At 58.1% G+C, this 20915-nt stretch carries 20 protein-coding genes; 6 read left to right on the plus strand and 14 right to left on the minus strand.

The window, feature by feature from the left end:
* Nucleotides 1-3 precede the first annotated feature (3 nt).
* The 3 genes from ACESMK_RS15525 to ACESMK_RS15535 form a co-directional block, all read right to left on the minus strand.
* Nucleotides 4-1032 (minus strand): metal-dependent hydrolase, encoded by a 1029-nt coding sequence (locus ACESMK_RS15525; RefSeq protein WP_373000746.1) that lies wholly within the window; start codon nucleotides 1030-1032, stop codon nucleotides 4-6.
* A gap of 111 nt (nucleotides 1033-1143) precedes the next feature.
* Complete coding sequence (locus ACESMK_RS15530) at nucleotides 1144-1881, minus strand: THxN family PEP-CTERM protein (RefSeq protein WP_373000749.1); 738 nt, start codon at nucleotides 1879-1881, stop codon at nucleotides 1144-1146.
* Between the two features lie 162 nt (nucleotides 1882-2043).
* On the minus strand, nucleotides 2044-3180 hold the full coding sequence (locus ACESMK_RS15535; RefSeq protein ID WP_373000752.1) for a lytic murein transglycosylase: 1137 nt from the start codon (nucleotides 3178-3180) through the stop codon (nucleotides 2044-2046).
* A 313-nt stretch (nucleotides 3181-3493) separates the two neighbouring features.
* On the opposite strand from ACESMK_RS15535, the gene ACESMK_RS15540 reads away from it, so the two are divergent.
* On the plus strand, nucleotides 3494-4363 hold the full coding sequence (locus ACESMK_RS15540) for a response regulator (protein WP_373000755.1): 870 nt from the start codon (nucleotides 3494-3496) through the stop codon (nucleotides 4361-4363).
* 8 nt (nucleotides 4364-4371) lie between these two features.
* On the opposite strand, the gene phoR is transcribed toward ACESMK_RS15540, so the two are convergent.
* The 5 genes from phoR to ACESMK_RS15565 form a co-directional block, all read right to left on the minus strand.
* Nucleotides 4372-5688: a phosphate regulon sensor histidine kinase PhoR gene (phoR, locus tag ACESMK_RS15545; protein WP_373000758.1), complete on the minus strand. Its 1317-nt coding sequence runs from the start codon at nucleotides 5686-5688 to the stop codon at nucleotides 4372-4374.
* A 53-nt stretch (nucleotides 5689-5741) separates the two neighbouring features.
* Complete coding sequence (gene phoB / locus ACESMK_RS15550; protein WP_373000761.1) at nucleotides 5742-6434, minus strand: phosphate regulon transcriptional regulator PhoB; 693 nt, start codon at nucleotides 6432-6434, stop codon at nucleotides 5742-5744.
* Nucleotides 6435-6510: 76 nt separating this feature from the next.
* The gene (gene ubiA / locus ACESMK_RS15555) at nucleotides 6511-7398 is read right to left on the minus strand and encodes a 4-hydroxybenzoate octaprenyltransferase (protein WP_373000764.1); all 888 of its coding nucleotides are present in this window, start codon (nucleotides 7396-7398) and stop codon (nucleotides 6511-6513) included.
* A 70-nt stretch (nucleotides 7399-7468) separates the two neighbouring features.
* Entirely contained in the window at nucleotides 7469-8032 is a 564-nt protein-coding gene (locus tag ACESMK_RS15560) for a chorismate--pyruvate lyase family protein (RefSeq protein ID WP_373000767.1), read from the minus strand.
* Nucleotides 8013-8570: a hypoxanthine-guanine phosphoribosyltransferase gene (locus ACESMK_RS15565; protein WP_373000770.1), complete on the minus strand. Its 558-nt coding sequence runs from the start codon at nucleotides 8568-8570 to the stop codon at nucleotides 8013-8015. Before ACESMK_RS15565 ends, ACESMK_RS15560 begins: the two co-directional genes overlap by 20 nt.
* 266 nt (nucleotides 8571-8836) lie before the next feature.
* On the opposite strand from ACESMK_RS15565, the gene ACESMK_RS15570 reads away from it, so the two are divergent.
* The 3 genes from ACESMK_RS15570 (at nucleotide 8837) to ACESMK_RS15580 (ending at nucleotide 11208) form a co-directional block, all read left to right on the plus strand.
* Entirely contained in the window at nucleotides 8837-9004 is a 168-nt protein-coding gene (locus ACESMK_RS15570; protein WP_008173532.1) for a rubredoxin, read from the plus strand.
* Nucleotides 9005-9062: 58 nt separating this feature from the next.
* Nucleotides 9063-10217, plus strand: a complete 1155-nt coding sequence (locus tag ACESMK_RS15575; RefSeq protein ID WP_373000773.1) for an NAD(P)/FAD-dependent oxidoreductase — start codon at nucleotides 9063-9065, stop codon at nucleotides 10215-10217.
* 133 nt (nucleotides 10218-10350) lie between these two features.
* On the plus strand, nucleotides 10351-11208 hold the full coding sequence (locus ACESMK_RS15580) for an acyl-CoA thioesterase (RefSeq protein ID WP_373000776.1): 858 nt from the start codon (nucleotides 10351-10353) through the stop codon (nucleotides 11206-11208).
* Between the two features lie 4 nt (nucleotides 11209-11212).
* On the opposite strand, the gene ACESMK_RS15585 is transcribed toward ACESMK_RS15580, so the two are convergent.
* The 3 genes from ACESMK_RS15585 to ACESMK_RS15595 all read right to left on the minus strand — a co-directional run bounded on the left by ACESMK_RS15585 (nucleotide 11213) and on the right by ACESMK_RS15595 (nucleotide 15510).
* Nucleotides 11213-13792, minus strand: coding sequence for an EAL domain-containing protein (locus tag ACESMK_RS15585; protein ID WP_373000779.1), 2580 nt, complete (start codon nucleotides 13790-13792; stop codon nucleotides 11213-11215).
* Between the two features lie 81 nt (nucleotides 13793-13873).
* Nucleotides 13874-14320, minus strand: coding sequence for a flavodoxin (locus ACESMK_RS15590; protein WP_373000782.1), 447 nt, complete (start codon nucleotides 14318-14320; stop codon nucleotides 13874-13876).
* An 80-nt stretch (nucleotides 14321-14400) separates the two neighbouring features.
* Nucleotides 14401-15510 carry a GGDEF domain-containing protein gene (locus tag ACESMK_RS15595; protein ID WP_373000785.1) on the minus strand — a complete coding sequence of 370 codons (1110 nt, stop codon included), beginning with the start codon at nucleotides 15508-15510 and terminating at the stop codon, nucleotides 14401-14403.
* Nucleotides 15511-15718: 208 nt separating this feature from the next.
* On the opposite strand from ACESMK_RS15595, the gene ACESMK_RS15600 reads away from it, so the two are divergent.
* Entirely contained in the window at nucleotides 15719-17281 is a 1563-nt protein-coding gene (locus ACESMK_RS15600; RefSeq protein WP_373000788.1) for an inorganic phosphate transporter, read from the plus strand.
* An 89-nt stretch (nucleotides 17282-17370) separates the two neighbouring features.
* Nucleotides 17371-17637 (plus strand): hypothetical protein, encoded by a 267-nt coding sequence (locus ACESMK_RS15605; RefSeq protein WP_296934337.1) that lies wholly within the window; start codon nucleotides 17371-17373, stop codon nucleotides 17635-17637.
* A gap of 172 nt (nucleotides 17638-17809) precedes the next feature.
* Here the strand turns inward: ACESMK_RS15605 and panP are convergent, their stop codons facing one another.
* From panP to ACESMK_RS15620, 3 genes are all read right to left on the minus strand, one after another.
* Complete coding sequence (gene panP, locus ACESMK_RS15610) at nucleotides 17810-19486, minus strand: pyridoxal-dependent aspartate 1-decarboxylase PanP (RefSeq protein WP_373000791.1); 1677 nt, start codon at nucleotides 19484-19486, stop codon at nucleotides 17810-17812.
* 188 nt (nucleotides 19487-19674) lie between these two features.
* The gene (locus tag ACESMK_RS15615) at nucleotides 19675-20019 is read right to left on the minus strand and encodes a DUF503 domain-containing protein (RefSeq protein WP_373000794.1); all 345 of its coding nucleotides are present in this window, start codon (nucleotides 20017-20019) and stop codon (nucleotides 19675-19677) included.
* A 142-nt stretch (nucleotides 20020-20161) separates the two neighbouring features.
* The coding region (locus ACESMK_RS15620) for an acyl-CoA dehydrogenase family protein (protein WP_373000797.1) at nucleotides 20162-20915 on the minus strand (754 nt) is incomplete at its 5' end.

Raw genomic sequence — 20915 nt, forward strand, 5'->3', positions numbered from 1 at the left:
TACTCAGCAGTGTTGTCCCGGTGCCGGTGTGCTCAGGCTGGCCAGGCAAAGTACCGGGGTTTTGCCGGTCATCCGGGACCAGAGCAGCCCCAGTGCTTCGGTATTTACATCGGGCCGTGGGGTCCGGAAGCTCGCCGTCGGCTCGATACCGCTGCCATTCCGGGTCGCCAGAACAAAGGTAAACGGATGTGCACCGGGAATGCCGAGCCGGATGTCGGTGGCGGTAATTCGGTCATTCACCTGGCTGTAATCCAGAAATCCCCGGGTAAACCATTCCAGGCGCTGGGCCTCGGGCAGGTCTGCCACTGCCTCGGCCAGATCCGGGCGGCGTGGAAAATACTCGAGATTCAAAGGCGTATCGCCGTCCAGAAATCCGGTAACAATTTCTACCCGCTGATCTCCCTGCAAAGCTGTGGCGCGCCACAACAGGGTGTTGAAAGGCATGGGTTGAACCAGTAGAGCTGGATTTTCCAGCCCGGCCTCCGCGAGCGCGGGCTGTACCCGTTGAGTAATGACCTGTTGAGCCAGGACACTCCAGCCCAGGTACAGGGTGGACACCGCCAGTCCCGCAACAACAGCTGACTTGGCCGGCGGCCGGGCCAGGAAAAACAGACAGCCGGCCAGCAGGGGCAGTGTGTAGAGCGGGTCGATAATAAAAATACTGCTGATGGCCACAGGTGGCCCGATGGGCCAGAACAGCTGGGTACCATAGGTCGTAAAGGCATCCAGAAGGGGGTGGGTGATCAGGATCAGTCCGGTCAGCGCGAGCCATCGCTGGAGGCTCAGTTGCGGTTTCCAGCGCCAGAGCAGCCAGGCCAGGGCCACTGCAAGGGGGGCAAGAATGAACAGCGAGTGGCTGAACCCCCGATGTTGGGTGAAATTGGCGACGGCGGTCCCATAGTCGATAACCACATCCAGATCCGGCAGGGTGCCCAGCACGGCGCCGGTCAGCAAGACCGAGCGGCCAAGGGTTTTGCCAGCAACGGCTCCGGCTATGGACGCACCGAGTGCGGCTTGGGTGATGGAATCCATGAATCTCCGCAACAATACCTTGAAGAATATCTCAGATATTATGCGCTGATTCGCGGATCAGATCACCGGGTAGCAGGAAAGTCACCGGCGGCTCGGACACCGGTGGGGGATTCACGCTTTACGACGACGTGCAAGGCCCAGGCCCGCAAGGCCGAGCCCTAGGAGTGCGAGGGTGCCCGGCTCCGGAACAGAACGAACGTTCAGCTTGGCGAGGAGGTTAACGGAGGTGGCCTTGCCTTCCTCGGTGTAAATCTCATCGACGCCGCCTTCGAAGCCCAGTAGGGTCAGCGAGTAGATGCTGGAGCTGAACTGGAATTCCGAGCTTTCGATCATGCTGTCCAGGCGCACGATGTCATCAACGTCTTTGGTTGAGCAGCCAAAAATAAAGGACAGCGGGCCACAATAGACGTTCGGTGTCTCGTTATGAGAGAACTCGAAAGTATAGGGGCCGGTGACGGTGCCGTTATCGGGGGTTGTTGAAAAAGTTGCGTAGACGTCGAGATTGGCGCCAGTGATGCTGTCGCCTGTGATGCGGTTGTTGAAGTGGGTGAAACTGCCAAGAACAAACGGATCGCTGGACATGATGGTTTCGGGCAGGTTGTTGGCCCCTTCAAAGCCATATCCGCTTTGCGGTCCCTGCGAGCACTCCTTCCACCACAGTTTACCGGAGCAGGTAACCAACCCTTCGCCCCAGCGTAAATTATCGGTTCCGACACCCTGGATATTGCTGCCACCAGTGGGGGAGCCCCAGGCGCCGGTGACGGCTTCCAGATCAACCGGGAACGCTGTTGCCGTCGCCGCAAAGCTCATGGCTGCACCTGCAACGAGTCCTTTCATCAATGTCTTCATGATCTACACCTTGCCTTGCTACCAGCTATTCAGTTTGTCCCGGTACCTTCGGGAAATGCCGAGTAGTCAAAGCCAGATTCGTGCCAAATCCCTAACTTCTTGTTAAACGGCAGTTCTTGCTTTTTTTGATGGGTCATGTGTAAAAAATGCTGACAGATTGGGTCAGCCACCACTCGTTATGGCCAGTGTCTCCAGAAGGGTGTCGGAAGGCATGCCATCTGCTATCCAACCTCTGGATTTCTGGAACTCGCGAATAGCTCCACGAGTATTTGAGCCCAGGATGCCGTCAGGATTGCCGCTTTCAAAACCTTTTTCGTTCAGGATTTGTTGCAGCTGAATAATCTGGTCGCGGGACAGAGTTGGTTGGTCTTCCGGCGGCGGATTCTGTAAACCGCCGGCGCCAGCGATCCGGTCCGCCAGATGGCCCACTGAAATTGCGTAGAATTCCGAGTGGTTCCAGCCCATGATTACCCGGAAGTTGCGGTAAACCAGGAATGCCGGGCCTTTATGGCCACTGGGTATTACCAGCGCGGCATCGATTGGCTCCTGGGCCAGGGCGTTACCGAAGGCGTCCGTGATACCCATCCTGCGCCAGTCTTCCAGTGGCAGGCGGCGACCATCTGACAAACTGAAATCAAAGTTGTCCGGCAGGAGTACCTCGCGCCCCCAGCGGTAATCGCCGTCCCAGCCCATGGACTGCAGGAACTTGCCCGCAGACATCATGGCATCAGGCAAGCTATTCCAGAGGTCGCGGCGTCCATCACCATCAGCGTCGACGGCGTGCTGCAGGAAAACAGTCGGCATGAACTGGACGTGACCCATGGCGCCGGCCCATGAACCTTCCATCTGCTCCGCCGGAATGGCTCCTTCGTCGATGATCTTCAGGGCGGCGATAAACTGTTCGGTGAAGAAGGTGCTTCGGCGCTGATCACAGGCCAGTGTGGCCAGGGAACTGGGCACCGACATCTTGCCAAAGTAACTGCCGAAATTGGTTTCCAGGCCCCAGAACGACACCAGATAGGGCGCGGGTACGCCGGTTTCCCTGGTCACCCGGTTGAGCAGGTCTCGGTGGTTTTCCAGAAGTTCCCGGCCACGGGCGATGCGGGTTTCATTCACCCGGCGGTTGAAGTAATCCGCAAAAGTGGTGGTAAATTCCGGTTGCCGTCGGTCCAGCTCGATCACTCGCTCAATGTAGTTGGCGCCAGCAATGACGTCCCGCGCGGTCTGTTCGCTGACGCCGGCACTGATTGCCTTGCTCTGCAGTGTCTGCTTGCACTCGGCAAATTGTTCGACTGTCATTATGGGAATGCTTTGAGCCTGTGCACTAAATGACAGGGCTGACAGTGATAAGGCAGCCAGGGTGCGGTGAATGTTTGGCCGGGTAATCAGATGGGTCACAGGAAACCTCGTGTAACAAAGGAGTGCGGTTGTTGTGGCCATGTTAGCCTGTTTTGGGTTCGGGAAAATACTGTGTTGGCGACAGGCGGGTGACAATTCCTTAATGGGCCCTGGCATGTGTCGCGTTTGTCGTCTTTTTGTTGCGGGCTGGTCACTATGGGCGCTTGATGTTCTATAGTTTGTGGATGCACCCAAGTCTCGAGCGGATGAGTTTATGGCAACACTGAAAGCGCTGGTCGTGGATGACGCCAGCTTTGTACGTGATCTGGTCAAGCGAACCGTGCGCCAGCGTTTTCCGGTGATCGAGACAACCGATGCCCAGAACGGTCGGCGGGCCCAGTCACTGATGTCCCGGACGGCGTTTGATCTGATTCTGTGCGACTGGGAAATGCCCGAGATGTCCGGGCTGGAGTTGTTACAGTGGATGCGCCAGCAGCCTCAATACGAAAAGGTGCCGTTCATTATGATCACCAGCCGGGGCGACAAGGATCATGTTATTGAAGCGGTAAAAGGAGGCGTTTCCGAGTATCTGGGGAAGCCTTTCAGCCCAGAGGGCTTGAGCAATAAAATCATCAAGGTGATGGGGCGAAGGCTGAAAGACGCCATGGATCGGAGTGGAAAGTCCATGGCCAGCCCAGCGGATGCGTTCAAGGAGTCTGCGAACCTGCTGACCCGCAAACCGGAACCCGCTGCCCAGAGTCCGGCATCTTCAGCGCCCTCGCAGGCAGCCCCTTCCGCAACACCCAAGCAGGCGTCGCCCCGGGGGTCGATGAGTCTTGCATCGGTGCGCTTTGCTGAAAGCACCCTGAAATCGGTGGTCAAGGATATCAACCTGACGGAAGTCCGGGTGATTGCCAAGCGGGATCAGGTGTTTCCGGGGATTCTCGATCAGGCTGTGGTGGATATCGAAACAGGGGAGGGGCAGATGGCCCGCCTGAATGGTTACGTGCACCAGCTACAGGCGGTGGACAAGCGCCAGGACACTGATTTTGTCAGCGTCACCATCCGCTTTGTTGATGAGGATCCGAAAAAGCTGGAGGACCTGTCCAGGTTTGTTGCCCGCTTCAGGGCGGGTATGCGCTAGGCGGAACCCTATTCAGACGTTTCAGGAATCCGCTCTACCAGCCGTTCTCTCGGGAAGTGGCAGATGAATTCACTGCCCTCTCCGATTCGGCTGCGAATCTCCAGGTTACCATCATGATTGAGCAGCACGTGTTTGACGATCGCCAGGCCAAGGCCAGTGCCGCCGGTGTCCTTGTGGCGGCTGGGATCGGCCCGGTAGAAACGTTCGGTCAGGCGAGGGATATGGACCGGGTCGATGCCGATCCCGGTGTCCTTCACTGACAGGTGGGCGCCCTCCCGGTTGGTGGACCACAACACGGTGATCTGACCGTTTGCCGGCGTATATTTCACCGCGTTGAAGATCAGGTTCGAGAAAGCACTTCTCAGCTGGCTTTCATCCCCTTTCAGCAATCGGTGGTCACCGATATCGACCTTGATTTCGTGCTGTTTGTCACCGCTGAGCGCCCGGGCATCATGGCAAATCTGGCCCAGCAACTGATCCACGTCTGTCAGTGTGTCGTTGACCGTCTGTTCCCCGGTCTCGATTCGTGACAGCAGGATCAGGTCAGTAATCAGGGCTTCCATCCGGGATGACTGGGCAGCCATGGTGTTAATGGCGCGGCGCCACTTGGGCGGCAAGTCGGCGGCGTTGTCCACCAGGGTTTCGAGGTAACCGCTGATGACCGTGAGCGGAGTACGCATCTCGTGGGAAACATTACCGACAAAGTCCCGGCGCATCTGCTCCAGCTGGTAAAGGCGGGTCACGTCCTTGGCGACAATCAGGCGGTCATCATCGCCGAACAGGCTGATCTGGATTTGCAGGTGAATATGGGGTTTGGCCGGTGAATGTATTTCCAGCGGTTCGCGGTAATCCCGGGAATCGAAGTAGGTCTTGAAGGCCGGCGTACGGATGAGGTTGTGAATGTACTGGCCCTGGTCGGTGTTGCGCCGGAAACCCAGCAGGTATTCAGCTGAGCCGTTCCACCATTCCATGGCTCCGCGGGAGTCGGTCATGATCACGCCGTCGCGCATGGCGTTGGTGGACTCCTGCACCCGGTTGATCTGGGCCCTTAGTCGGTCCTGGGTGAGCAGATGATTCTGGTGCAGTTTATGGAGGTTGTCGAAGATATCGCCCCAGAGCCCGATACTCTGAGGCGCCTCGTCGGTGGCGCTCGGGTTGGCCAGCCACTGGTACAGGCGTCGAGCCTGAACCAGCGTCCACCAGAGATAGACCATCAGGCCAAAGGTAAGGCCGTATACCGGCTCACCAAAGTAGAGACCAACCAGGGTGGAGGCGACCAGGCCACTTACAATGTAACGCAGGTACCGAGACCAGTTGTGTTGCATCAAAAACTGCCTTGTGTCCATTCCGGGGCTGATGCTCAGCTGGCCGGAGTTACTTACGCGGCTCTGGTTGAAAAGCGGTAACCGGTTCCTCTGACCGTCTGGATCAAGTGGTCATAGTCATCACCGAGCGCCTTGCGGAGGCGACGGATATGAACATCCACCGTCCGTTCTTCAACATAGACGTTACCGCCCCAGACCTGGTCCAGAAGCTGGGAGCGAGTATATACCCGTTCCTGGTGAGTCATGAAGAACTGGAGTAGCCGATACTCGGTTGGGCCCATGGTGAGGGCGCCTTCCTGAGTGGTGACTCTATGCCCTACGGGGTCCAGGGTCAGGCCTTCCACCTCAATCGGGCTGTCCACGCCCGGGGGTGTTGCGCGCCGCAGTACCGCTTTCAGGCGGGCAACCAGCTCCCGTGGGCTGAATGGCTTGGTGATGTAATCGTCGGCACCAACCTCCAGTCCCTGTATCTTGTTATCTTCCTCAACCTTGGCAGTGAGCATGATAATGGGAATGTCGGCGGTCGCCTCTTCTTTTTTCAGGCGGCGTGCCAGCTCCACACCACTGGTGCCGGGCAGCATCCAGTCCAGGAGCACGAGATCCGGGTGTTTGTCGACAATCAGGGCATGGGCTTCCCGGGCGTCCGCTGCCTCCAGATAGTCATAATCCGCCATTTCGAGGGCTACAGCGATCATCTCGCGGATAGGCGCCTCGTCATCGACGATCAGGACAGTTTTTCCAGTCATGAGCTTTAACCTGTGTCAGACCTAGATTTGTTGCTGCCTCATTACAACGCCCAAGTGTTACAAGTATATGACAGGTTCAGCCAATGATGAGATCAATTACGAGGCCCGCAAAAACCGCGAACCCCGCCCAGTTGTTATTCAGAAACGCCTTGAAGCAGCCCTCACGTTCCCGCTCCCGTGCCAGATACTGGTGATACACGAACAGGCAGGCCATGGCCACTACGCCCAGGTAATAGAAGGTGCCCAGTTCAGCGCGGTGGCCCACCATAATCAGAATCAGAACAACCATGCCCTGCAGCATGCCAATGATCGCTTTATCGGCATCGCCGAACAGGATGGCGGTGGACTTGATGCCCACTTTCAGGTCGTCGTCCCGGTCTACCATGGCATAAAAGGTGTCGTAGGCGACGGTCCAGAGTACATTGGCAGTGAACAGCAGCCAGGTGAGCTGGCTCAACTCACCGGCCTCGGCTGCCCAGGCCATGGGGATTGCCCAGGAAAACGCAGCTCCGAGAAACAGCTGCGGAAGGTGGGTATACCGCTTCATGAACGGGTAAATGAATGCCAGCAGAGCGCCGCCGAAGGACAGATACAGAGTTAGCGAGTTGGTGAACAGAACCACCATCAGGAAGGAAACCAGGCACAGACCGGCGAACAACGCCACCGCCTCCCAGGGTTTGACCCTGCCGGCCGTGAGCGGACGATCCTTGGTGCGTTTGACGTGTTTGTCCCAGTCCCGGTCGGCAAAATCGTTGATGGCACAGCCGGCAGCGCGCATGAAAAAGACGCCCAGGGTGAAAATGATGACATTGCCAATGCCGGGGCTGCCGTCCCCCGCCAGCCACAGCGCCCAGTAGGTGGGCCACAGTAAAAGCAGGGTTCCGATCGGGCGGTCAATTCTGAGCAATCTGGCATAGTCCGCCAGCCGGTTCTGGACGTGGTCTGGCACGGCATCAAGCAACATGGGGTGCATCCGTCTGGTATTCTGCGAATTCAGCAAGTGCAGGGGATTATAGCCAGTGGCAGGAGGCCGGTTAAAGCGTGTGCCGTTGAATAAGGGCTGGCAGCAGGTATTCGCCTACCAGCAGGGAGCTGTTGTGGCCACTGAACAGGGAGCGCCGGGCCAGTTCCGGCTGCCCTGATTGGGCCGGCTTGCAGAGGCCGGTTTCAAGCGGGCCCCGTTGCCAGTGGGGGCTGGTGAACAGGTAGGCACCCAGGGGACGGTTGCCAAGGTGAAGTAGCCGCCTGCCTTCACCCTCCAGGCAGCTCAGGGGAATCAACGTACGCGCCAACACCCAGGGTTGGTTATCACCACACAGGCTGACCTCTCGTATCCAGGCATGCTGGCGGTGCGGAATGGCCAGGCGCCGGGCTTCTTCCGGCGTTGGCGTTGCGAAGCCCTCATGGCGGACCTCAACATGAAACGACCGGCTGCATTGTTTCTGCAGAGCCCGCGTAAACGAACCCTCCACTTGCAGCCAGTACCGGGCAGCGCCGTGAACAGCCGGATTGCGGAGGCCCGCAGCCGTCAGCGATTGATACCAGTCGGTCGGGGGAATACTCAGGCAGCGGTCGATGTCAGAGACCCTTGACTGCATAGATGCCGGGCGCATTACGCCAGTAGCCTTTGTAGTCCATGCCATAACCGAACAGGAACCGGTCTTCCACTTCCAGGCCGGTGAAATCGGCCTTCAGGTCAGGGCGGGCTTTGCGGTCATGCTGTTTGTCGACGAGTACGGCCGTCAGCACTTCAGTGGCACCATGGGCACGACAGTAATCGGCAATGGCGCACAGGGTCGTACCTTCGTCGAGAATGTCATCAACAATCAGGATGGTACGGCCATTCATGTCGGCTTCTGGCTGCAGCTTCCACTCCAGGATACCGCCAGTGGTTTCCTGTCGGTAACGGGTGGCGTGCAGGTATTCGGCCTGGACCGGAAACCGGAGCCGGGGCAACAGCTGCCCGGTAAGGATCAGCCCGCCATTCATGACGCAGAATAACAGAGGGTTGCTGTCCTTCAGGCGGTCGGTAATATCGTCGGCCAGGTTGCCGATTGCGGTCTGTACCTGCTGTTCGTTGACCAGGCAATCGGCTTCGGCCATAACCTGGTTCATTTCGGCGACGGTATCGGTCATATCGGTCGGTCCTGTCGTAAAACGGGCGATTATACCGAAGAGGGACGGCAGAAGGGAGGGGCGGTGCCTTTCGTCCGGGTCTGTACTTGTGGCTATTGGCAGAAAACCCCGGGATTGTCCGTCGGCATTGGCATTGGTCAATTCCGGGGCGATGGGTATGATGGCCTGATTCGACGGTGGTTCGTATCTGTTAACTGAATAAAACACTTGCGTGTATGATTGTCTGACAATTACTATTGCGCCCGGACGATATTGGGAGAAACTCTATGAAGAAGTGGCAGTGTGTGGTTTGTGGTCTGATTTACGATGAAGCCGAAGGCTGGCCCGAGGATGGCATTGAGCCCGGCACCAAGTGGGAAGATGTGCCGGAAGACTGGGTCTGCCCTGATTGTGGTGTAGGCAAGGAAGACTTCGAGATGATTGAGATCGGCTGATATTGCCCGGCACGGCAGGTAAAACCCGCCGAGGTTCGTTAAATACAGGAACGCGGTTATGACTGAACAGGCCCCCATCGTTATTGTTGGCACCGGGTTGTCCGGCTACTCACTGGCGCGGGAAATCCGTAAACAGGATAAGGAAACCCCTGTCCTGATGGTGACTGCCGATGACGGCGTGAGCTACTCCAAGCCTATGCTTTCCACGGGATTCACCAAGGGAAAGGACGCTGATGGCCTGGCCCAGGGCGCGACCGACGCCATGGCTGAGCAGTTGAATGTCCAGATCCGCACCTTTGCCACGGTCACCGGCATTGATGCCGATGCCCACGAGCTGATTCTCGGTGACGAACGCCTTGCCTACAGCAAGCTTGTTCTGGCCTGGGGCGCCGATGTTATCCGGCTGGGGCTGGACGGTGATGGCCAGGAACATGTGTTCTCGATCAACGACCTGATGGACTACCGTGCATTCCGGAGCGCCCTCGGCCAGGGTCAACGGGTGGCGATCATGGGGGCCGGCCTGATTGGCTGTGAGTTTGCCAACGACCTCCGCAACGGCGGTTATGACGTTGACGTGATAGCGCCCTCCGAGGGGGTGATGCCCGGATTGCTGCCGGAGGTTGCAGCCAATGCTGTCCAGCAGGAGCTGGAGAACCTGGGCGTTGGCTTTCACCTTGGTACTGTGGTTGATCGAATCAACCGGAAGGGCGAAGGCGTCAGCCTGGCCCTTGCCAATGGTGAAGTGCTGGATGCGGACCTGGTGTTATCTGCCGTTGGTCTGCGCCCACGAATCGGTCTGGCCCAGGCTGCCGGACTTGAAACGGGCCGCGGCATCGTGGTCAACCGCGCCCTGGAGACTTCTGCGCCGGACGTTTACGCACTCGGTGATTGCGCCGAAGTCGATGGGCACGTTCTGCTCTACGTGTTGCCGTTGATGGCCTGTTCGCGTGCGCTTGCAAAAACCCTGGTCGGTGAGCGGACAGAGGTCAGCTATGGCACCATGCCGGTGATGATCAAAACGCCCTGTTGTCCCACGGCCGTCTGCCCGCCACCTTCTGAGGCCGAGGGCCATTGGGAGGTTGAGCAGGATGGCACCAACGTCAAGGCCTTGTTCAAGAACCCGGACGGCGATGTTCTGGGATTCGCAGTAACCGGCAGCTTTGCCATGGAGAAGCAGGCCTTGTCCAGGGAAGTACCACCGATACACGGCTAACGCTCCCGTTCCGTTCGATAGCCCCGGTTCCACGGGGCTGTTTTGTCACAGCCTTTCACGGCTTTTCATTGCGAAATTTCCCCGCTTGCGGTAGAAAACTCCTTCGTGTGCTAACGAAATCACAGGAGCAGGCATGCTTGAGGTAACCAAGAAGCTGGTGGACTTGCTGGATCTCTCGCCCATCGGTGACGACCATTTCCAGGGTGACAGCGAGGATCTGGGCTTCCCCAACGTGTTTGGCGGGCAGGTTCTGGGCCAGGCGTTGATGGCGGCCAGCCGCACCGTGGAGGGGCGGCTGTGCCATTCCCTGCATGCCTACTTTCTGCGTCCGGGCAATCAAAGCATGCCCATTGATTATGAAGTTCAGCGGGTCCGGGACGGAGGCAGTTTCTCTGTGCGCCGGGTGATTGCCCGCCAGGATGGCAAGGAAATCCTGACCGGGTCCATGTCGTTCCAGGTGACCGAGGAAGGTTTTGAGCATCAACTGACCATGCCGGATGCACCGGACCCGGAAACGCTTCGCTCGGAACAGGAGTGGGGCGAATTGCTGGCCCCCCAGGTGCCGGAAAAAATGCGGCCTATTCTGACCCGTGATCGTCCGATCGAGATCCGGCCCGTGAACCCGGTCAATCCATTAAAGCCCGAAAAACGCCCGCCCCATAAACAGAGTTGGTTTCGAGCCCAGGGGCATCTGCCGGATGATCCCGTGCTGCACCGTTGCCTGCTGACGTACGCCTCAGATTTCCAGTTTCTGGGAACGTCGCTGAATCCCCATGGACTGACCTTTATGAGCAAGGGTCTGCAAGTGGCCAGCCTGGACCATGCCATCTGGTTCCACCGGGATTTCCGGATGGACGAGTGGTTGCTGTACGACAAGGACAGCCCCAGTGCTTCAGCTGGACGCGGTTTCAATCGCGGCAACTTCTTCAATCAGGAGGGTGTGCTGGTGGCCTCCACGACGCAAGAGGCGCTGATTCGTCAGAAGTCGTAAGCCTTTATCCAAGCTTGCGCTGGTCCGGTTGTTGATGATTTCGGCCCAGCCAGTCGATCAGTTCGTCAAAGGGCAGTGGCGGCGTGAGCAGGTAACCCTGGATCATGTCGCAGCCCATGTCCCTGAGCAGATTTGCGGTTAAACGGTCTTCCACGCCTTCGGCCACCACCTGGTAGCCCAGGCTGTGGCACATATCGATGGTGGTCTGGACAATGACCCGGTCCTCCGCCTCGGTCGCAAGTTCGGTGACCAGTGAACGGTCGATCTTGATCTCACTGGCCGGCAACTGCTTGATGTACGACAGCGAGGAATAGCCGGAACCGAAATCGTCGATCGACACCGGAATGCCAGTGGCATTCAGTGAATTCAGGGCCTTCAGGGAGTTGCCGGGATCCTGCATCATGGACGTTTCCGTCACCTCGAAAATGATGCCCCCCTGATGGCTGTGATAACTGTTCATCAGTCGTTGCACAAAGATGGGAAAGTCCGGTTCCCGCAGGTTATTGGGCGAAATGTTGATGGATATGTTCAGGGGCCAGCCATGATCCAGCAGCCGTGATCGCAATTCCAGGGATTGCTCGAGCACCCAGCGCGTCAGGGGCTTGATCAGTCCGGTCTGTTCCGCAAGGCTGACAATCTCATCGGCGCGAATCGGTTTCGCCCGTCCGGGCCAGCGGATCAGTGCTTCCATACCGACAATCCGGCCCGTTTTCAGGCTCTGTTTCGGTTGCATGAACAGTGTGAGCTCGTCAGTCATGAGCGCATGCCGAAGCTCGGAAACCATGGTCAGACGTTCTGCGCTGTAGGAGTCCCTTGTGGGCTTGTAGTAGGCAATGCCCCGCTCTCGCGCCGATTCGGATCCCTCGGCAATGACGGCACGGCGGATCAGGGTATTGGCATCCGTGCCATGCTCCGGGAAGATCGCCACGCCCAGTCTCGGGTCCAGGGGGATCTGCATGCCCAGGTAGTCAATCGGGTAACGTATGCCTTCCAGAGCCTTGAGAATGGCCCTGGGCACCGAACCTGTCGCGTCGGCATCGACAATAAACGCGAATGTCTGTGGGTCCAGCGACGCCAGAAAGAAATTGCGCTGGTCAGTCTGTTCTACCGGGATGGCCCCCGGCAATTCTCTGGCAACCGCATTGTAGTGCTTGGAGGCCAGTTCCAGAATCCGGTCACTGTTGCGATGCCCCAGGGTTTTGGTGACCGACTGCAGGTTGTTCAGGTGGATAATGGCGACGCCATAACGCCGTTCCGGAGCGCGCATCATCAGGTCATTCAGCATCATTTCGAGACTGCTGCGGTTGGGAAGGCCGGTGAGGGGATTGTGCAGGGCGTGATCCATCAGTTTCAGCTCGGCGGCTCGCCGTGCAGCCAGGGCATTCAGTTCTGCCTCCCGCGCTTCAACCTTGTCCTGCCGTTCCTGGTACAGCCTTGCCGCCAGTGCCAGGGTGAGCAGAATAGCCTCCAGCGCCGACCCGATTTGCATGCCGTAGGTGGTGACAAAATTGTTGGGTAGCAAGCCGTATTTATTGGCCGCGGTTATCGCACTGCCTAACGTCAGCGCGGCCCAAGCCACTGTGTAATAACCGGCCTGTGGGTTCCCCTTCCACCATTGAACCGGCCCCAAGACGGTGAGCAGCAGGCAACTGGGTATTGCCAGGGCCACGGTTAGTCGACTACCGGTACTGTAATCCAGGAAGAACGTCATCAAGGCAACCGCTGCATTCAGTGAGATCATGAATACCACGAGCCGGTTCAGGAAAGGGCCTGTGTGTGTCAATTTCAGGAATGAGCGGGAGAACACCAGCGTGAACAGAAGAGCAAAGGGCACCGTCAGCAACATTATCTGGTTCTGCAGAGCAGGGCTGTTCGGCCAGAGAAACTGGAAGGTGGCACCATTGAGGCTGCCAATCAGAAATAGATAGCCAAGTGTTGACAGCACGTAGAGCAGGTAAACGGGCTCTCTGAGAGCGGCAAAGATAAACAGGTTGAAGAAAATGACCGTAATCAGGATGCCATAGTAGAGCGCATGCATCTGGTCTTCGGTAGATGACTGTTCGAAGAAAGCCTGGGCATTCCAGAGCCTGACCGGTATCTGCATGGCACCCTCGGTGCTTACCTCAAGCAGGATCTGGTATTCGCTGGCAATACTCTGTTCAAACGGGAACAGGAAGTGCCGGTGCAGTATCGGGCGCTGATCGAAAGGAACATGATCTCCGGTTACGATGCGCCGGGCTATGCGGTCGTTTTCCAGCAGATGGAAGGTAAGCTTGTCCAGCTGTGAGTACCGGACTTCCAGCAGATTAATGCTGGCCGGATGCGAAACCGGAAATCGGAGCCAGACGGTATCCCGGATGTAGCCGAAATTGGGGCTTTCTTCCTTCAGGGTTTGCCAATGGTCGGAGGCCAGGGCCTCCCTGGCGGAAAGACCGCTATCGGGAGCGACGCGCAGATACTCGATCTGCGGAACATAAGAGGCCTCAGCGCCCAGGGAGGGAGCAGCGAGGCCTGATAACAGCAACAGTGTTACCAGTAAACGAAGCCAGGAGGTATATGCCACGTTGTACCGCTTTATTGTCATTGTCCATCGGAGTATGGCGTGTCGCCTTTGGCGGCTCAAGTCGCTGACGGGCCCTGTTTCGCAAATTTTTGTAGCCGGGAATCAGAGCTGTTCAAGCCATGCCCTGACCCAGGGGATCGCTTCCGCTTCCGGTTCCATGGTTTCCAGTGCATCAATACGAAGCGTGTCTCCGATCTTGCGGGCGGAGGTTTCGTAAAGCGCTTCTTCCATCAGGTCGCCTGCGCCGCAGAATGTGTCTCCGTAGGAGCTGTCGCCCAGTACAATGATGCCGAAGGATCGACCCGGCTGCTGCGGCAACTGATCTCGCAGAGCCAGATAAAAAGGCAACAGGTTGGCTGGAAGCTCACCCTGTCCGGTGGTGGATGTGCAGACCAGAAGTGGCTCGTTGCTTGAGGTAATGTCTTCCAGTGCCGGGTTTTCCAGCACGGTGATCTGGTGCCCCTCGCTTTCCAGTTCCTTCTTGATGGCTCTGGCTGTCAGGAGCGCGCCACCATACACGCTGCCTACCAATATCCGGATTGCTGTCATAGGTTACCTGTTCACTGATCCTGAGAATGACCATACGGTCGGATGGTGGCGCACGATCATAGCGGGAGTGCTTTACGGCCTCAAGCCGAGGGTGAAGGGGAAGCGAACGAATCCGTCTCCTGGCTTCGAACCCTTGGCGCGATCCGGTTGCGACCGGCTCCCTTGGCGTTGTAGAGGTTCAGGTCAGCTTGTTTAAGCAGATCATCAAGGGAGCGGGCCTTTGCAATCGAACAGACGCCGGCACTGATGGTTACTGGCAGTGCCTGTTCTCCCAATCGGAAAGGGTGTCTTGCTACCTCGGACCGCAGCCTTTCAGCCAGTGTCAGAGCCTGTAGCAGGGAGGTGTCCGGCAGCAGCACCAGAAACTCCTCGCCGCCCCACCGGGCCGCCACATCGGTCTGCCGGATGACGGTTTGCATCAAACCAGCGAACTCCTTCAGGACCTCGTCGCCGGCATCGTGTCCGAACCGGTCGTTGATCTGCTTGAACAGGTCCAGATCAATCAGGGCAACGGAGAAGTGATGGCCGGAGCGCTGGTAACGGGAAAATTCCATGGCCAGACGGTTTTGCATGTCCCGGCGGTTGGACAACCCGGTCAGTTCGTCGGTTCGCGCGGCGTGCTCATGGGCTTCGGCAAGGGCCAGAAGTTCGTTGCGTGCTTTCAGGCGACTGGCCTCAAGCACAAAGCAGAAAATGGATTCAAAGGTGAGCGTGGCGAAGAACCGGATTTTGAAGTCCATGCTGTATTGCGCCGAGACCAGAGGCAAGCCGGGAAACTGGAACACCAACACCGCAATCAGATAACAGAAAAGCAGGACTGCTGTGCCGGTTTTCAGGTCGGTGAGGTAGAACAGGAGCGGCGGAAAGACATAGAACCAGAGTGGCCCGGTGTTGTTCTCGCCACCGGAGGCAATCAGGTAGGTGAACAGCAGGCCGACCACCACAATCATTCCGGCTTTCTGTCGGGCGCGGTTGCCGGTGCTGGCAAAGTACAGCATGTTCAGGGTGATCAGCCCGATAAAAGACCAGAGTACCCAGGCATGAGTGGTGTGGTCTGCGAACCAGGCCTTGGCGCCAATACCGACCAGAAAAGCAATGGCAGTTGCAGAGAGCCAGCTAAGCAGCCGTGAGACCTGGGCGTCTTCCCGTTCACCGGCAGCGAGCTGTCCGGAGGAAGTTGAGTGAGGCATTGGAACCTTATGTCGCTGTTTTTGTAATTCTGACGCTTGTATCCCGAACTGTGGGTCAATTTAGTGCGTTTTTGCACTCCCGTCTGTGATGTGTTTACCCTGTTTGGATTGTGACAGTTGTATTTCACTTTTATGTCAAAAAAATTATAGTTGCCCCGCGGCAAAGCTCGCCCCCAATCCTCACAGACTAAACGAGATCTGATCTGTTATGGCCCGTTCGAGCGGATTCCTGGATACCCTACTCAGCAGCCCTACCACGGAACGATACAGGGTCGGCATCAGCCTGCTTTTTCTACTTGGCGTCTGGCTGACTGTCGGATCATTCAGCCAGGGAATGCCCAACAGTATGTTGCTAATGGCGGCTGCAGTCATTGGCGGTTATATGGCGATCAACATCGGTGCCAATGATGTTGCCAACAATGTCGGACCTGCAGTGGGTTCCGGGGCGCTGTCCTTGGGCGCGGCCGTCGTTATTGCGGCCATATTTGAGGCCGGCGGCGCGATCATTGCCGGTGGTGATGTGGTTTCCACCATCAAGGGCGGCATCATTGACCCCTCCAATCTGGAGGACGGACGGGCTTTCGTCTGGCTGATGACCGCCGCCTTGCTGGCGGGTGCGCTCTGGCTGAATCTGGCCACCTGGATGGGCGCGCCTGTCTCCACCACCCACTCCATCGTCGGTGGTGTTCTTGGCGCCGGTATTGCCGCCGGTGGCTGGGGTATTGCTGATTGGGCGGTGATGGGCAAGATTGCCGCCAGTTGGGTGATTTCGCCGGTTCTCGGCGGTGCTCTGGCAGCCCTGTTCCTGTTTGCGATCAAGAAGACTGTGCTCTATCGGAAAGAGGTCATCCCGGCGGCCAGGACCTTTGTTCCCTGGCTGGTGGCGATCATGGCCTGGGCCTTCGGCACCTATCTGATGATCAAGGGCGTTAAGAAAATCGTCAAAGTCGACTTTCTTGAAGCGACGCTGATCGGTCTTGCCGCAGCTGCCGTGGTCTTCTTTATCATGCGTACCCTGGTGGGTCGGATGGCATCGACCATGGAGAACAGCTCGGCGGGCGTGAATACCCTGTTCACCTGGCCGTTGATCTTTGCGGCCGCGCTGCTGAGTTTTGCCCACGGTGCCAATGACGTTGCCAACGCCATTGGTCCGCTGGCAGCGATAAACGATGCTCTGGCTGCAGGCAGTTCGGTTGTGACTTCGGCGAGTATTCCCATGTGGGTGATGATGGTGGGTGCCCTGGGTCTGGCTGTTGGTCTGATGCTGTTTGGTCCGCGCCTGATCAAGACGGTCGGCAGCGAAATCACCGAGCTCGACAAAACACGAGCCTTCTGTATTGCCCTTTCAGCGGCACTCACCGTTATCCTTGCGTCACAGCTGGGTCTGCCGGTCAGTTCCACCCATATTGCCATCGGTGGTGTGTTCGGCGTTGGCTTCCTCCGGGAGTACCTGAAGTCCAACTATGCGACCCAGCTGCACAAGATTATGGAGCACCATGATCCCGCCGAGCAGGAGCGTCTCAAACCCTTCCTGGATGATTTCCGTAATGCCTCGGTGGAGGAGATGGAGAACCTGCTCAAGCAGGCCAAGAAGAAAAAGCAGGTGCCCCTGTCCAAGTCCGAGCGCAAGCGCCTGAAGAAGATTTACCGGGAAGAAATGGTCAAGCGTTCGCACCTGGTACGCATTGCGGCAGCCTGGATTATTACGGTTCCGGCCTCAGCCATGATGGCGGCGATCCTGTTCTTTACGCTCCGGGGCTTGTTGATCTGACCGGGCTGGTTGTATAAACCGAGTTTGGTCATACTATCTGTCAAAAGGGGTGTCTCACCCCTCAAGCCTATTTGTCCATGGAGTGAAGTATGAGTTCATCCGTTGAAAGCCGTCAGGCGAAGATGATTGATGAGCTGAGGACCTTTATCAAGAAGGTTCTGAGCGATCCGACCATTGCCGTTAAATCCATGGAGATCGCTCGCAAGCATCGCGGTCAGCCGAACGCCGAGGAGTTGATTGCACGGGAGATCAGTGCCAGCACCAATATCCGGATTCCGGAGAACTGGAGCGAGGCGGACAAGATGTTTCTGGATATCATCCACGATGTTCTGGATGATGAAGAGGCGCTTTACTGATCTACTCCAGGCTCTTGGCCTGAAACCTGGGGAGAGGAGCCGGCTGGCGGGACGTTTCAAAAACACGCTGTGAATACGTCCCTGTACGCTTGGCTCCGCCATCCCTGGCTCCGCACAGTTTTTGAAACGTCCCGCCAGCCGGCTCTTCAGGCTCCAGTGTTTGCCGCCGTTTTTAAGCCTGTCTGGCGTTTGGCTGCGCCTGTTTTAATACAGCATCTGCCATCTGATGGAGAATGCTGATCTCATCCTCGATCCCTTCGTCCTGTGATAACTCTCTCTGTTCCGAAAGAATGTCGGCCAGGATTTCTTTGGTGGTCAGCGGGTTGGCCAGTACCACCCGGAAAACGATGCACGGGAAGTTGTAGTAACGGGCCGGCTCAAGTCGGGTCCGTGACACGAACGCCTTGCCCCGTTCCCGTTGGGTCTTTTGGATGAACTTGGTGATCCGGTTCAGGCAGGTGTTGAGCTTTTCCGCCTGCAGTGGATCGGCGCATGCCAGGGCTTCCTGGACGTTTTCCGGGCAGTAGCGGTAGGTGAGGATGTTCAGTTCCGGTTTTGTGACCAGTTCGAAATCCGGTTCTGCTTCGATCATGTCCGCGAAGGTCTTGGCCTTGTCGATGCCCTGGTCGATCAGGATCTCGTAGCCTTCCCGGGCCAGGATTTTCAGGCCGGAGTGGATCAGCATGGACATGCCGGGCCGCGAGCCCTCGAGGGTGGTGCTGCCAAGGTCCCGGGAGCCCTTACGGATGATGTACTGGGCGTGGTGTTCAACGGCGCTGGCCAGGCTTGGGTCGCGGAATACCACGAGGCCCACGCCCATGGGTACGTAGAGCTGTTTGTGGGCGTCGAAGGTGACGGAGTCGGCCTTCTCGACGCCGCGCAACAGGTGCTTGTAGGTGCGGGAGAACAGGGTCGGCCCGCCCCAGGCCGCGTCCACATGGAAGTGGGCGCCGAATTCCCGGGCGATGTCGGCCATGGCATCCAGCGGGTCGACGTTGCCGGTTTCGGTGGTGCCGGCGACTCCGCAGATGGCCATGACCTTGATCTTCTGGCGCTGAAGTTCCAGGCACTTGTCCCGCAGGGCGTCGGTGTTGATGCGGTTTTCATCGTCGGTATCCACCGGAATCAGGGATTCCCGGCCCAGGCCGAGCACGTCGGCGGCCTTGCGCAGGGAGTAGTGGCCCCGGCGGGAGACAACGATGGCCGCTCCTTCGTAGCCGTAGTATTTCAGGGCACGGAACAGGCCCTCCTGGTGCAGGCCACGGAAGCTGCCTTCAGCCGGGAACGCCCGGTTGCGGGCGACCCAGAGGGCGGTCAGGTTAGCGACTGTGCCGCCGGAGCACATGGCACCCAGCGCGTAACGGGGGTCGTGCATCCACTTGCGGTAGAAGGCGCCGTCTTCCTGGTATACCAGGCGGTGAATCATTCCCAGTACCTGGCGCTCCATGGGGGTAAAGGCCTTGGAGGTTTCGGTTTTCACCAGGTTCTGGTTGAGGGCAATCATGATCTTCGACAGCGGCAGCATGAAATAGGGCAGCGCTGAGGTCATGTGCCCGATAAAGGCTGGCGAGGCGGTGTGAACGGAGTTGGCCACCAGTTTGTCGAGCAGGAACTGGGCCTGTTCAGACACGAAGACGGGCTTCTCCGGGATGCTGTAGTCGGAGAAGTCTTTCTCCACATCCGAGAGATCCCGTTCAACCGCAACGATATGCTCCTGCAGGAAACCTGCAAGGTTGCGGGAGATGTTCTGGTCAATCCGGCTCAGCGTGGATTCCGGCGCCTCGGGCACCGTGAATACGCGATACATGGCCTCTACCGAGGCCTGTGCGGATTTTTTCTTTCCGGTCATAGGCGCCACTCACACTCAGTGGTCATCCGAAGGGCCGGTTCCGGATGCCCTGCGGATACGGCCGGCATTCATGTCCGGCATTGGTTTCTGGTCACCTGCCCCTGGCAGGTGCACTGGCATCCCTGAGGGGGCGTAGTATACGGCCTGGCGACAGGTTACGCCACACGCCCCCTGGCCGGGTTATTTGGTCAGAGTATTTCCCGGTGGCTATCCAGTATGGCAGCATCTACCCGTTCTTCGATGGCTTTTTCAATCTGGTCCAGCCGTTGGGTAATCTGCTGGGAGGAGGTACCCAGGGCTGCGATGGTCCAGGTGGCGCAGTCAAGGGCGTCCTGGTCGGCGGTTTCGGCAACGGCCAGGTCGGGTTCTTTGCCCCAGAGGGCTTTCAGGGCGGTGAAGACTTTACGCTTGGCTTTGAGGTCGTCGCAGCCGTAGAGCTGGAAGTGCAGGGTCAGGACGCCTACGTGGGGCGTGATCACCGGCTGCTGGGGCTTTTGACCTTCCCTCAGGAGTTTTCTCAGGGCTTCTGACATGTCTGGTTCGCCAGGGTTTAAATGGGCCGAAAAGATGTCGGATTACGGCTTCGCCTAATCCGACCTACTGTCCGGGTAAAAGTTAACCGTAGGTCGGATTAGCCAAAGGCGTAATCCGACAGATCTGGATAACAGCAACCCTTTAGCCTACTACAGGCGTTGCCCGTTTGATAATGGCTGCCGGATCGGTGCCCGAGGGCAGGTTACCGTAGTTCATGCCGCCACTGGATTGCAGTCGGGAGGCGCAGAAGGCGTCGGCGACGGCGGCATCCGAATGGCGGAGCAGCAGAGAGCCCTGCAGGGCCAGGGCCATGCGATCGACCAGGTTGCGGGCGCGGTACTGGAAATCGCTGATGTCGGCGAAGTCGTGTTGCAGCTGAGCCAGGAACTGGTCGAAGCGGCGGTCGGCGCCTTTGGCTTCGGCGGCTTCCCTGAAGAAGGCGTCGAGGGTTTCCGGCTCTTTTTGCAGGGCGCGCAGGGTGTCCAGGCACTGGACGTTGCCGCTGCCTTCCCAGATGGCGTTAACCGGGGATTCCCGGAACAGCCGGGGCATGATGCAGTCTTCCATGACGCCGCTGCCGCCGATGCATTCCATAGCCTCGTAGGCATGGTTCGGCGTGCGTTTGCAGATCCAGTATTTGCCGACCGGGGTGGCCAGGCGGGCCAGGAGACGTTCGTGTTCCTTGTCCTGGTTGTCCAGCGCGCGGGCAATACGCATGGTGTAGGCCAATGCGGCTTCGCTTTCCAGAGCCAGGTCGGCCAGGACGTTCTGCATCAGCGGCTGATCGATCAGTCGAGCGCCGAAGGCGCTGCGGTGACGGCAGTGGTGACTGGCCTGGGCGATGGCCTGACGCATGCCGGCGGAGCTTCCGATCATGCAGTCGAAGCGGGTCATG

The organism is Marinobacter sp., assembly GCF_041687235.1.
Lineage (GTDB): Bacteria > Pseudomonadota > Gammaproteobacteria > Pseudomonadales > Oleiphilaceae > Marinobacter.

Excerpts from the sequence above, each read along its gene's own strand:
- ACESMK_RS15525 (WP_373000746.1), bottom strand. The coding sequence starts at position 1,032 with ATGGATTCCATCACCCAAGCCGCACTCGGTGCGTCCATAGCCGGAGCC.
- ACESMK_RS15530 (WP_373000749.1), bottom strand. The coding sequence starts at position 1,881 with ATGAAGACATTGATGAAAGGACTCGTTGCAGGTGCAGCCATGAGCTTT.
- ACESMK_RS15535 (WP_373000752.1), bottom strand. The coding sequence starts at position 3,180 with ATGACAGTCGAACAATTTGCCGAGTGCAAGCAGACACTGCAGAGCAAG.
- ACESMK_RS15540 (WP_373000755.1), top strand. The coding sequence starts at position 3,494 with ATGGCAACACTGAAAGCGCTGGTCGTGGATGACGCCAGCTTTGTACGT.
- phoR (WP_373000758.1), bottom strand. The coding sequence starts at position 5,688 with ATGCAACACAACTGGTCTCGGTACCTGCGTTACATTGTAAGTGGCCTG.
- phoB (WP_373000761.1), bottom strand. The coding sequence starts at position 6,434 with ATGACTGGAAAAACTGTCCTGATCGTCGATGACGAGGCGCCTATCCGC.
- ubiA (WP_373000764.1), bottom strand. The coding sequence starts at position 7,398 with ATGTTGCTTGATGCCGTGCCAGACCACGTCCAGAACCGGCTGGCGGAC.
- ACESMK_RS15560 (WP_373000767.1), bottom strand. The coding sequence starts at position 8,032 with ATGCAGTCAAGGGTCTCTGACATCGACCGCTGCCTGAGTATTCCCCCG.
- ACESMK_RS15565 (WP_373000770.1), bottom strand. The coding sequence starts at position 8,570 with ATGACCGATACCGTCGCCGAAATGAACCAGGTTATGGCCGAAGCCGAT.
- ACESMK_RS15570 (WP_008173532.1), top strand. The coding sequence starts at position 8,837 with ATGAAGAAGTGGCAGTGTGTGGTTTGTGGTCTGATTTACGATGAAGCC.
- ACESMK_RS15575 (WP_373000773.1), top strand. The coding sequence starts at position 9,063 with ATGACTGAACAGGCCCCCATCGTTATTGTTGGCACCGGGTTGTCCGGC.
- ACESMK_RS15580 (WP_373000776.1), top strand. The coding sequence starts at position 10,351 with ATGCTTGAGGTAACCAAGAAGCTGGTGGACTTGCTGGATCTCTCGCCC.
- ACESMK_RS15585 (WP_373000779.1), bottom strand. The coding sequence starts at position 13,792 with ATGACAATAAAGCGGTACAACGTGGCATATACCTCCTGGCTTCGTTTA.
- ACESMK_RS15590 (WP_373000782.1), bottom strand. The coding sequence starts at position 14,320 with ATGACAGCAATCCGGATATTGGTAGGCAGCGTGTATGGTGGCGCGCTC.
- ACESMK_RS15595 (WP_373000785.1), bottom strand. The coding sequence starts at position 15,510 with ATGCCTCACTCAACTTCCTCCGGACAGCTCGCTGCCGGTGAACGGGAA.
- ACESMK_RS15600 (WP_373000788.1), top strand. The coding sequence starts at position 15,719 with ATGGCCCGTTCGAGCGGATTCCTGGATACCCTACTCAGCAGCCCTACC.
- ACESMK_RS15605 (WP_296934337.1), top strand. The coding sequence starts at position 17,371 with ATGAGTTCATCCGTTGAAAGCCGTCAGGCGAAGATGATTGATGAGCTG.
- panP (WP_373000791.1), bottom strand. The coding sequence starts at position 19,486 with ATGACCGGAAAGAAAAAATCCGCACAGGCCTCGGTAGAGGCCATGTAT.
- ACESMK_RS15615 (WP_373000794.1), bottom strand. The coding sequence starts at position 20,019 with ATGTCAGAAGCCCTGAGAAAACTCCTGAGGGAAGGTCAAAAGCCCCAG.